Here is a 10,542-nt window from a genome sequence, read left to right as displayed (position 1 = left end):
GCTATTTCTTTGCTTTCCGGATAATGGTGAGATCGCCCAGCGTCTGGGTGATCTTTGCCTGGGTCTTCTTCTCCGCATCATCGGAAACCAGGTCCACGAGCTTGATGCCGAGCACTTTTTCCAGTTTCTTTCGTACCTCTTCTTCCGGGACGAGTTCGCCCTTCTCGATCTTTTTGATGAGCAGCTCCCGTACCATCAGCTGGAGGGCAAGGTCCTTCTGGGAGAGCCCTTTTTCCATCCGGGCATCTTTTACCCTCTTTGCATAATCCTCGACGATCTCCCCTTCCATGTAATCAAACATGTCCCGTTTCCGCTGGACCGGGGCGGTTCCTGTCCCTGCCCGGGCTCCCGGTGCAGCCCGGCCGGCCACCGGCCGCTGGATATCTGCCCGACGGGGCTGCTGCACCTCGGTGCCAAACTTCCCGCACTTGGTGCAGACCTGCAGCTCAGCACCCTCAACACGGATCAGTTTCGGGGGGCCGCGAATGGTTTCGCCACACATTTCGCACTGCATATTCTCACAAACACTTTATATGGCGATTTCCCTATATACCTATTTGAGGAACCCCCGTGGGTGACATTCTTCGCGATACAGCCGAGCCCCAGACCCCTGAGGAACTGTGCCGGCTGTACCGTTCGCTCACTGAGCAGCTGCGCGACCAGCTCCAGAGGATCGAGAGCGACAAGCAGGATCTCGAGACCCAGCTGCTGGACCGGATCACAAACCTTGAGTCACGCAACCTTGAGCTCCGCGAGCAGGTCAGGCAGGCAGAAGCGGACAAGCGCTATACCGAGACGCAGAAGATCCGGTACGAGCGGGAGGTCCGGAAACTCAAGAGCGAGAGCGAGCAGCTCCGAAGCCCCCCCCTTATTATCGGGACCGTTGTGGACGTGGTGGATACCAGCCGGGTGATCGTGCGCAGCAGTGCCGGGCCCCGGTTCCTGGTGCGGAGCTCGCCGTCCATCAACCCCGACGACTTAAAGCCCGGTGCACGCTGCACGCTCAACCAGCAGTCGCTTGCCATCGTGGAGCTGCTGCCCAGCTCCTTTGATGCCCAGGTGTACGGCATGGAACTGGTGGACTCTCCCATGGAGAGCTATTCGGATATCGGGGGGTTAAAGGAGCAGATAAACGAGATCCGCGAGGCGGTCGAGCTCCCGCTCAAACGCCCGGAGCTCTTCACCCAGATCGGGATCGAACCCCCCAAGGGGGTGCTCCTCCACGGGCCCCCGGGTACGGGAAAGACCCTGCTTGCAAAAGCCGTGGCCCACGAGACCAATGCCCATTTCATGCGGGTGGTGGGAAGCGAGCTTGTCCAGAAATATATCGGGGAGGGGGCCCGCCTCGTCCGCGAGCTCTTCGACCTTGCAAAGAAGAAGTCCCCGACCATCATCTTCATCGATGAGATCGATGCGGTGGGTGCATCGAGGACCGAGGCAAACACCTCGGGCGACCGCGAGGTGCAGCGGACCCTCATGCAGCTCCTGGCCGGCATGGACGGGTTCGAGAACCGGGGCGACGTGAAGATCATCGGGGCCACCAACCGGATCGATATCCTGGACAAGGCCCTGCTCCGTCCCGGCCGGTTCGACCGGATCATCGAGATCCCCTTACCCGACGAGGAGGGCCGGCTTTCCATCTTAAAAGTGCACAGCCGGACCCTGACCATGGACGATTCAGTCAACCTGGCCGAGATCGCGGGCATGACCGAAGGAAAGAACGGTGCCGACCTCCGGGCGATCTGCATGGAGGCCGGGATGTATGCGATAAGAAACGAGCGGCCGTCGATCACCCGCGAGGATTTCCTTTCGGCCATCGAGAAGGTCCGGCTCGACTTCTCCCGCACCCTGCCCGATGCGGAAGGGCGGATGTTTGCCTGATCATCCTTTTTTTGCCGTAAAGGTGCGACAGTTCTTTTTTGCTGGTTCTTCGGTATAGTTCGGGGCACCACCTGCACTCTCCCGTAAGAGACCGCGACCTTTTTCCTGTACCGCAGCAAGATATACCGGGGTTACGATACCTGTGCGGAGGAAATGTGTATGAGCGATCCAGAACCAGTAAAAGAGGAGATCACAGAACAGGCGGCAGCACCGGTGGAGGAGACCACGGCTGCGGAGACTGCGGGATCACCGGTACCGGATGACGGTACAAAGAAGAAGCGGATGACCCGGCTGATCCTTGCCGGGGTGGCAGTCATTGTAATCCTTGCGGTCGCAGGTGCCTGGCTCTCCTTTTCCGGCCCGGCAGCGGTCAAGGGCGATACCGTTGCGATCTACTATACGGAAGCCTTCGAGAACGGCACGGTCTTTATCTCCAACATGAATACCACGACCCCGCTCGTCTTTACTCTCGGGAACTCCAGCGTGATCTCCGGTGTCCAGAACGCGGTGACCGGCATGCGGGCCGGGGAGACCAAGATCGTGAACCTCATGTACACCGATGCCTACGGGGCGTACGACCCGGGCCTTGTCCAGACCCTAAACCGCACCGGCCCGCTCGCCAATACCAGTTTTGCTCCCGGTGAGCTGTTCACCATCCACTATAAGACCACAAACGCGATCAGCACGGTGAAGATCCTCAATGTCACGGATACGACCATCACCTGGGATGCGAATAATCCCCTTGCCGGCCAGAACCTCACGTTCACCATCCGGCTGGCAGAGATCCTGCACGCCAATACCACGGCAAATGCCACGGCAGCAGCATAACCTGCTCTCTTCTTTTTTAATCCGCGGGCATCAGGGGAACATGCCCTGAATCCTGCCAAAAAAAAGTCTTTTTATCTATCCCGATCACGGCCCCGGGCTGTCTGCCGGGCCGGGCTCCTCCCCGGCTTCTTCGAGAGTGATGAGATCGCCGATGTCCTCGACCTCGTCTTCCGTGCACCAGACCTCGATTGTCCGTTCTGCCCCGGTAAGATCCGCTGCACAGTCCTGTGCGGCTGCGCCTGCGGCCATAACCAGCCGGCGGGCCGGCTTCCCGGCGATAAAGCCGTAAAGCCGGCGGAAGGCCCAGGGCTTTGCAAGGATGGCAGTGCGCTCGTAGTAGATGTCCTGCGCGAGATCATGGGTGCAGAAGATCCCGGGCTCCACCTCGAAGAGGGTCTCCCGCACGTAGCGCCGGAGGTACCAGCGCAGTTCTGAGACAAGCGAGAGGGCGCTCCCGAGAGATGCGACCGCAATGATAACGCCGCAGGGTATTTTCTTTGGGTGGTAAAAACGGAGCGCGTGCCGGCTGGTCTCGGAAGAATAGAGGGTGTGGTGGAGATCGGTGCCTTCCCGCTGGATCAGGAGAATGTTCATAGGGCCCCTTTTCCCCGTACCGGCCTTCTAGGTGAGGCGGGGGGTTTCAGGTATACATCCGGGTATCGGTGATCGTCTCGGACCGGACTTTTTTTACCGCATCGGTCAGGTCCTTCATTTCCACCGCGGGAGCGTCACGGCGGACTGCCATCATGCCGGCCTCGCGGCAGACGGCCTGGAGTTCTGCCCCGGTTGCCCCGTCGGTCATGGAGGCGATCACATCGAGCCTGACATCGGTAAGGTGCATCTTTTTTACGTGGATCTTCAGGATCTCGAGGCGTGCTGCCTGGTCGGGCAGCGGGATCTTGATCAGCCGGTCGAACCGGCCGGGCCGGAGCAGGGCGGGATCGAGCATGTCCACGCGGTTGGTGGCCGCCATGATCCGGATATCGCCGCGGTTGTCAAAGCCGTCCATCTCCGCGAGGAGCTGCATGAGGGTGCGCTGCACCTCGGCACTCCCGCTCGTCCCGTCGTTGGTGCGCATGGAGCCGACCGCATCGATCTCGTCGATGAAGACGATCGCCGGCGCCCGTTCGCGGGCAAGGGTGAAGAGCTCGCGGACGAGCCCGGCACCCTCGCCGATGAACTTGTGGACAAGCTCGCTCCCCGACATCCTTATAAACGTGGCCTTTGCCTCGTGGGCAACTGCTTTTGCGATCAGGGTCTTTCCCGTGCCCGGGGACCCGTAGAGCAGGATGCCCTTGGGCGGCTCGACCCCGATCCTCCGGAAAATCTCGGGCTTCGTGAGCGGGTATTCCACGGCCTCGCGTACCTCTTTTATCTCGTCCGAGAGGCCTCCGATCTGGGCGTACGTGATCGACGGTGATTCCTCGAGTTCCATCACCCTTACCCGGGCATCGTACACGTTCCCGATCACCTTTACGATCGAGAGTGCGTTGTTGACTGCCACCTTGGTGCCGGGTTTTAAAAGCGGGCGGAGTTCTTCGGAGGCATGGGTCAGGTACTCCTGGTTGTTTCCCTGCTGGCGGAGATAGATCTCGTTGTTCTCCAGAATATCAACAATAACCGCAACAAAGAGCGGCATGCGCTTGAGCTGGTTATTCTCCCGTTTGAGCTGCGCGTTTTCTTTCTGGAGATCTTCGGCTCTGACCTTCTGTTCAAGGAGCGCCGCCTCGAGCTCGTTTATCTGGATCTGGTATTTGAGCTCGTTCGCGGCCGGTGCATTATCGACCGAGGTCTCTTCCATATTACTCATATATCTCCATCTTCAACCATTTATGTGGTGTGATATTGCTCATTACCGGTCGCAGCATTTCCGGGGGAAAGGGCGCAGGCAGGCTGCTCGTGAGCCCCGAGCCCATCTCGTTTCTGTCAGGTGTCGATCCCGAATCGGGGATCGTAGTAGAGAAGGGACATCCGCTCGAAGGCAAATCGGTTGCCGGGACCGTGCTCGCCTTCCCGTATGGCAAAGGGTCGACGGTCGGCTCCTACGTGATCTATGCCCTCTCGCGAAACGGCCATGCCCCGGCAGCCATTGTCAATACCGAGGCCGAACCGATCATCGCCACGGGGGCCATCATCGGCAACATCCCCATGATCGACCGCCCGGCGGTCCCCCTTGACCGGCTTAAAACCGGGACAACGGTCAGCGTGGACGGCGACCGGGGCACGATGGAGTACGAGGGTACCCCGGCGTAATTATCCGTTTACCGGGTGGCGGGATCCCCGCCGCCGTTCTGCCCGTCCCCGCCGCTGCGGGGGGCAATGACCTCTACCTTAAGGCGTTTTCCAAAGACCTTCTCAAACGCCCGCTGTTCCGCTTCCGCTCCCCAGATCTCAAGCTGGCAGTCGTTCCCGGCAAGGATGTCGAGGATAACCTCTCCTTTTTCAGCCCGGACAAACTGCGCATGCTGCACGAACCCGGCATGGCTCCGGTCCAGGCTCTCGGCAAGCCGGACGAACATGGCGAGCATGAGCACCGTTCCCTGTTCGTGGTCGGCCATGTCGGGGAGGTCGAGGCGTTTTTTGCGTGGCTTCTTCTTGCGGTGGAACCGGGCGATGTTTGCCATGACCTCGATCTCTTTCTGGTCAAAACCGAGAAGCTCGGAGTTTTTGATGATGTAGTAGGAATGTGCGTGGTGGTTGGTGAACGAGATAAACGACCCGATGTCGTGGAGAAACGCGGCGTATTCGAGGAGTTCGCGTTCCCCGTCACCGAAGCCGTGGATCTTTACCTCCTTTGCCGAATCGAAGAGCTCGAGCGCGAGCCGGGTTACGGTCCGGGCATGCGCCTCGTTGATCCCGCAGGACCGGCCCAGCTGGAGGACGCTGCGCTCGCGGGGGGAGAGCGTCCCGAACAGGGGGAAGTCCTCCATGCGCGAGAGGTAGTCCATAAGGAGGCCGTCCTGCAGCCCCCGGCCCGTGGTGGTAATGGACTCGAGGGCGAGCTCCTTCATGAACGTATCAAGGATCGCGGCTCCGGCGATGATGATGTCGGCCCGCTCGGGGTTGATCCCGGGCACCTTCCGGCGTTCCTCGAGCGGGAGCGCACAGATCAGGTCGATGGCCTTTTTGAGATCCCGGTACGTGAGTATCCCGGACGGGACACCCCCCTCAGGATGAAGCGCCCGTGCCGCAATGTCCGCGAGGTTCATGATGCTCCCCGAACTCCCTACGGCAAGGTCGATCTTCTGTTTTTTTATCTTCTGGACCGTGTGAATGATCGCGTTTCTCACGTACTGCTGGACGACCTTGTACTGCTCCGGCCGGACCGGCCCGGCCGGGTTGTCGGCCAAAAAGAGGTTGGAGAGCCGGATCGCCCCGAGCCGGAAGCTCTCAAGGAGAGTAAACTGCTGCTGGCCGCCCAGCGAGATCTCGGTGCTCCCGCCGCCGATATCGATAAAGAATGCCTGGCGCTCGCCAAGGTGCAGCCCGCTTGCCACCCCGAGATAAATGAGACGTGCCTCTTCGAGGCCTGAGATCACCCGCACATCGATCAGCGCCTCGTGACGGAGGCGCGTGAGCAGGGTCTCCTGGTTGGCAGCCTCACGTGCAGCCGAGGTGGCGACGGCAACAAACTCCTCGGTGTTGAAGGTCCGGGCGAGATCCACGAACTTACGGCAGACCACGCAGGCCCGGTCAATGGCCTCGGGCGTGATCTCGTCGTCATCGAACTCCCCCTCACCCAGGCGGATCTGCTGCTTTTGCCGGGTCAGGATGCTGTAGGAGTGGTTGGGGTTGAACCGGACCACGAGCATCCGGACGGAGTTCGTCCCGATGTCGATGAAGGTGACGACGCGACCCGCCTCCCCGATCTTTTTCTTTGCCTTCATGCGATCACCAGCGGCTTTTCGAATACTTCGGCAAACAGGTCGCTCTTGCGTATGGCCCGGGCCTTCTCGACCGAGAGGTCGCCGCTTCCGGTGAGTGTGCAGAGAACATTGTTTGCCCGGATCGTGCAGGACAGGCCGGTCACGTTCCCGGCATGGAGATAATCGAGCCCGTCCGCGATCCGGAGAAGGGCCGCAAGGGACCGGACACGTTTTTTATCGGGAGGAGTAAGGAGGGTAAAGAACCCGTCGGGGCGTCGTGCCACCTTCCCGCCGTGGAGCCCGGCAACGAGGGCCACGATCCCCTGCTCCCGGACCGGCACCGGCAGTGCCGGCGCCGCAAGGATCATGGCAGAGCTCTCCTGCTGGTGGCCTGTCTGCCCCTGGATCCAGCCGATGTCATGCACAATGGCCGCAAAGGAGAGGAGGGTGCGGTCGCGGCGGGAGAGACCGTGGAGGGGGACCAGTTCATCGAAGAGCCGGAGGGCAAGTGCTGTCACGGCGCTCGTGTGGGCTTCGTGCCCGGGGACCGTAGCAGCGAGCCGGATAAAAGCCCCGCGCTCCTTTTCTGCGGGGAGCATACGGGTGTGGCAGAACCCTGAGCGCTGGCCCGAGAGGGCCGTAACCGCCAGTTCATCCCAGAACCCGTTCCGGGCAAGTGCATCCCAGTACCGCACGAACTGCCGGTACAGGCGCGTGCGGCGTTTCTCCCGGTTAAAGAGCAGGCGGCGGAGGGGTGCAACAGCAGAGACTGACGGGCCCGACCCGGCGGCCTGCGGGTGGCGCCGGGCCCGCTGCTTAACGATGGCAACCGACATCTCCTCGATCCAGACATCGCAGTCATGGATATCCCCGAGGATGTCCTGCAGGCGCTTGATCCGTGCCAGCGGTTTTGCGAGATCTCTCCGGTAAAGCGGGGCATAGGCCTCGAGAGTGTACCGGAGTTTCTTTGCTGCGATCCGGAGTGCGTGGTGCTCGAAGATCGCATCCGGGTTGTGGACAAAGGGTTCGTACTGGTGGATGGCCGCAAGGCGCCTGCCCATCCTTTGGGCAGCAACCGGAAGGATGCCGGCAAAGCGCTTCCGTTTTCTTCTTCCTGCCGGTTCCGGGGGCAGGCTGCAGGCAGCACGCAGGGAGACGAGCGCCTGCGAACGTTCCAGTTCATCGAGGACTGCGACCACCTGCTTCTGGAGGGTCCCGCGCTGTTTCTGGAGCTGATGGAGGTGGAGCGCAAGCGGATCGCCGGAACGTGGCTCTCCTCCCGGGAGGCGGTCTGCGCCCTGCGGTCCGGCCTGGGCTTTTAAGAATTTTTTTAAGAATGCGATCTGGACATCGGTATCCCGGGCAGCGCCCAGCGCACGGGTGATCTTCTTTATCTCCCGCAGCCAGGCACGGTACTCCTTTTCGGGGAAACATTCAGCAAAGAGGGGGAGCGCGGCACGGAGCCGGCGCGAGGCGACCCGCATCCGGTGTACGTGTTCGATATCATCATCGGCACGGACCCCGGCGACCTCTGCAGTGAGCACATCGATGAGCGGCAGCAGCCGGCCCATGCCGAAGATGCAGGGCCCGGGAATGGCCGGCGCCGGTTCAGGGGCCTGCATGGTACCAGATCCCTTTATGAGCGAGGAACCAGGCCTGGGAATCGACCGGCGCTTCATCCGGGGCCGGATGTTTCCGCGTATAGGTCCCGTCCCCGGCCATCAGCCGGAGCTGCTGGTTATCGCGCAGCTCGGTATCGAGGATGATCGCGAGCAGTGCCTTCTTCATCGCCGGGTCAGTGACCGGGAAGAGCACCTCGACACGCCGGTCCAGGTTGCGGGGCATAAGATCGGCACTCCCGAGCAGTATCTCATCTTCACCATTATTCCGGAAGTAATAGATCCGGGCGTGTTCGAGGAAACGCCCGACAATGGCGCTGACCGCGATCTGGTCGCTTATCCCCGGGATGCCCGGCCGCAGGCAGCAGATACCCCGGACCTGGAGGTCGACTTTTACTCCTGCCTGCGAAGCGCGGTACAGGGCGGCAACGCACTCGCTGTCCACGAGCGCGTTCATCTTGAAGATAAGGTGGCCGCCGCCGTTCTTCCTGTGGTTCCCGATCTCCCGGTCAATGCGGGATAGGATCGCCGACCGGAGCGTGACCGGGGCCACGGCCAGTTTCCTGTACTGGTCGAAACGGGCATAGCCGGTCAGGAAGTTGAAGAGGTTGGCCACGTCATCCCCGATCTCCCGGTCGCAAGTGAACATCCCGAAGTCCGTGTAGATCCGGCTCGTGGTCGCGTTGTAGTTGCCGGTCCCAAGGTGCATGTACCGCCGGATCCCGTCCTTCTCGCGCCGGACCACCATGCAGAGTTTTGCGTGTACCTTGAGGCCCACGACCCCGTACACCACATGGACGCCCGACCGTTCCAGTGCCCGGGCCCAGCCGATGTTGTTCTCCTCGTCAAACCGTGCCTTGAGCTCGATTAAGGCGGCTACTGCCTTGCCGTTCTCCCGGGCCTCCATGAGCGCTTTTACGATCGGGGAGTTGGAGCCCACCCGGTACAGGGTGATCTTGATGGCAAGCACGCCCGGGTCATGGGCGGCCTGCCGGATGAAGTTAATCACCGGCGAGAAACTGTCATAGGGGTGGAAGAGGAGGATATCCTTTCGCTGTATGGCAGAGAAGATGTCCTTTTCCTCGGCAAGCTCCGGCGGTACCGAGGGCTGGAAGGGGGTGTCTTTCAAATCGGGGCGGTCAAGGGAGAGGAGTTCCATGAGATCGGCCATGCCGACCGGGTGGCCGATCCGGTACAGCATATGGGAACTGGTGCCCAGTTTGCGTTCCAGCATGTGGCAGGTACTCTCCTGCATCGAGCAGTCTACCTCGATCCTGACCGGGGTGCCCTTTGCCCGCTGCTCCATGATCTCCTCGACCGTGGTCAGGAGATCGGATGCCTCGTCCACCTCAATGTCGAGGTCGGCATCACGGGTAATCCGGAAGGGCGAGGCGCCGATCACTTCGAGACCCGGGAAGAGCAGGTCGAGATGTGCGGCCACGAGGTCTTCCAGGTAGACAAGGTGCACCTGCTTGTCGTCACGCCGGCTGGCGGGCTGTGTGTCCGGGATCCGGATAAGGCGGGGAAAAAGACCGGTGGGTACCTTGATCCGGGCAAAGAGCTCCTTTCCCTTTGGATCGCGGATGGTGATCGCAAGGTTGAGCGAGAGGTTGGAGATGAAGGGGAACGGGTGGGCCGAGTCGAAGGCAAGCGGGGTTAGCACCGGAAATACTTCCTCGACAAAGAACGTGTGCAGGGCCTGCTTCTGCGATTCGTCCAGTTCTCTGTAATCATGAATAAAAATACCGGCTGCGGCAAGCCGGGGCAGGATCTCGCTGTTCCAGCATTCGAACGAGAGATCCAGTTCAGGAATGAGCGCCTTTTCGATCGCAAGGATCTGCTCGGATGCCGTCATCCCGTCGGGTGGGGCCTTGAGCACGCCTTTTGCGGCCTGCCTCTGGAGACCCGAGACCCGGATCATGAAGAACTCATCGAGGTTATTGGCAAAGATCGAAAGGAATTTCACCCGTTCGAGGAGCGGGTGCCGTGGGTCCTGGGCCTCTTCCAGTACATGGTGGTTGAACCGGATCCAGCTCAGTTCGCGGTTGATGTAAAGGGACGGGGAATCGAGTGTTGGTACAGTATCGGTCATGCGATCACCGGAGGCGAGTACAGGGCGATGTTTCCGCACAGGGTAGTGTACTGTGATGGTAGGGAGGCCGGGCATATCAATCCTGCACCCGGCAGGAGACCTATTGAGGGCACAGGAGAGCAGCGACAGGATGTTTTGTAAAGATGTGAGGATCAGGTTTAACCTGTCATTGAAAATGTTCGGCTGATCCGGATCAGATCTTTTTGTATCGTAACCCGTCCTCATGCAGATGGGGGCTGTCGCCTCCAACCCCCCA

9 protein-coding genes are annotated in these 10,542 nt (G+C 60.8%); 3 read left to right on the top strand and 6 right to left on the bottom strand.

Features of this window, described 5'->3' with window-relative positions; translation table 11 throughout:
• Nucleotide 1: 1 nt before the first annotated feature.
• Nucleotides 2-514 carry a multiprotein bridging factor aMBF1 gene (locus VMS83_RS01960; protein ID WP_325409334.1) on the bottom strand — a complete coding sequence of 171 codons (513 nt, stop codon included), beginning with the start codon at nucleotides 512-514 and terminating at the stop codon, nucleotides 2-4.
• Between the two features lie 137 nt (nucleotides 515-651).
• On the opposite strand from VMS83_RS01960, the gene VMS83_RS01955 reads away from it, so the two are divergent.
• The gene (locus VMS83_RS01955) at nucleotides 652-1,881 is read left to right on the top strand and encodes a proteasome-activating nucleotidase (protein WP_325409422.1); all 1,230 of its coding nucleotides are present in this window, start codon (nucleotides 652-654) and stop codon (nucleotides 1,879-1,881) included.
• Between the two features lie 159 nt (nucleotides 1,882-2,040).
• Nucleotides 2,041-2,709 (top strand): FKBP-type peptidyl-prolyl cis-trans isomerase, encoded by a 669-nt coding sequence (locus VMS83_RS01950; RefSeq protein WP_325409331.1) that lies wholly within the window; start codon nucleotides 2,041-2,043, stop codon nucleotides 2,707-2,709.
• An 84-nt stretch (nucleotides 2,710-2,793) separates the two neighbouring features.
• Here VMS83_RS01950 and VMS83_RS01945 read toward each other — a convergent pair whose 3' ends face one another.
• Together VMS83_RS01945 and VMS83_RS01940 are read right to left on the bottom strand one after the other, a co-directional pair.
• Nucleotides 2,794-3,303: a DUF5804 family protein gene (locus tag VMS83_RS01945; protein ID WP_325409329.1), complete on the bottom strand. Its 510-nt coding sequence runs from the start codon at nucleotides 3,301-3,303 to the stop codon at nucleotides 2,794-2,796.
• 46 nt (nucleotides 3,304-3,349) lie between these two features.
• Nucleotides 3,350-4,510: a proteasome-activating nucleotidase gene (locus VMS83_RS01940; protein WP_414674906.1), complete on the bottom strand. Its 1,161-nt coding sequence runs from the start codon at nucleotides 4,508-4,510 to the stop codon at nucleotides 3,350-3,352.
• 44 nt (nucleotides 4,511-4,554) lie between these two features.
• Between VMS83_RS01940 and VMS83_RS01935 the strand changes: the two genes are divergently transcribed.
• Complete coding sequence (locus VMS83_RS01935; RefSeq protein ID WP_325409420.1) at nucleotides 4,555-4,962, top strand: DUF126 domain-containing protein; 408 nt, start codon at nucleotides 4,555-4,557, stop codon at nucleotides 4,960-4,962.
• 8 nt (nucleotides 4,963-4,970) lie between these two features.
• On the opposite strand, the gene VMS83_RS01930 is transcribed toward VMS83_RS01935, so the two are convergent.
• From VMS83_RS01930 to ppk1, 3 genes are read right to left on the bottom strand one after another with little or no spacing between them, the layout of a single operon-like run.
• The gene (locus tag VMS83_RS01930) at nucleotides 4,971-6,596 is read right to left on the bottom strand and encodes a Ppx/GppA phosphatase family protein (RefSeq protein WP_325409325.1); all 1,626 of its coding nucleotides are present in this window, start codon (nucleotides 6,594-6,596) and stop codon (nucleotides 4,971-4,973) included.
• Nucleotides 6,593-8,197, bottom strand: coding sequence for a CHAD domain-containing protein (locus VMS83_RS01925; RefSeq protein ID WP_325409323.1), 1,605 nt, complete (start codon nucleotides 8,195-8,197; stop codon nucleotides 6,593-6,595). Before VMS83_RS01925 ends, VMS83_RS01930 begins: the two co-directional genes overlap by 4 nt.
• Complete coding sequence (gene ppk1 / locus VMS83_RS01920; RefSeq protein ID WP_325409321.1) at nucleotides 8,184-10,286, bottom strand: polyphosphate kinase 1; 2,103 nt, start codon at nucleotides 10,284-10,286, stop codon at nucleotides 8,184-8,186. Before ppk1 ends, VMS83_RS01925 begins: the two co-directional genes overlap by 14 nt.
• Between the last annotated feature and the right edge of the window lie 256 nt (nucleotides 10,287-10,542).

The sequence above is a fragment of the Methanoregula sp. genome (assembly GCF_035543475.1).
Classification (GTDB): domain Archaea; phylum Halobacteriota; class Methanomicrobia; order Methanomicrobiales; family Methanospirillaceae; genus Methanoregula.
This window is presented reverse-complemented; position numbering and strand designations above follow the sequence as displayed.

Bases quoted from the DNA above. Each gene is read 5' to 3' on its own strand.
- VMS83_RS01960 (WP_325409334.1), bottom strand. From the start codon at position 514: ATGCAGTGCGAAATGTGTGGCGAAACCATTCGCGGCCCCCCGAAACTG.
- VMS83_RS01950 (WP_325409331.1), top strand. From the start codon at position 2,041: ATGAGCGATCCAGAACCAGTAAAAGAGGAGATCACAGAACAGGCGGCA.
- VMS83_RS01945 (WP_325409329.1), bottom strand. From the start codon at position 3,303: ATGAACATTCTCCTGATCCAGCGGGAAGGCACCGATCTCCACCACACC.
- VMS83_RS01940 (WP_414674906.1), bottom strand. From the start codon at position 4,510: ATGGAAGAGACCTCGGTCGATAATGCACCGGCCGCGAACGAGCTCAAA.
- VMS83_RS01930 (WP_325409325.1), bottom strand. From the start codon at position 6,596: ATGAAGGCAAAGAAAAAGATCGGGGAGGCGGGTCGCGTCGTCACCTTC.
- VMS83_RS01925 (WP_325409323.1), bottom strand. From the start codon at position 8,197: ATGCAGGCCCCTGAACCGGCGCCGGCCATTCCCGGGCCCTGCATCTTC.
- ppk1 (WP_325409321.1), bottom strand. From the start codon at position 10,286: ATGACCGATACTGTACCAACACTCGATTCCCCGTCCCTTTACATCAAC.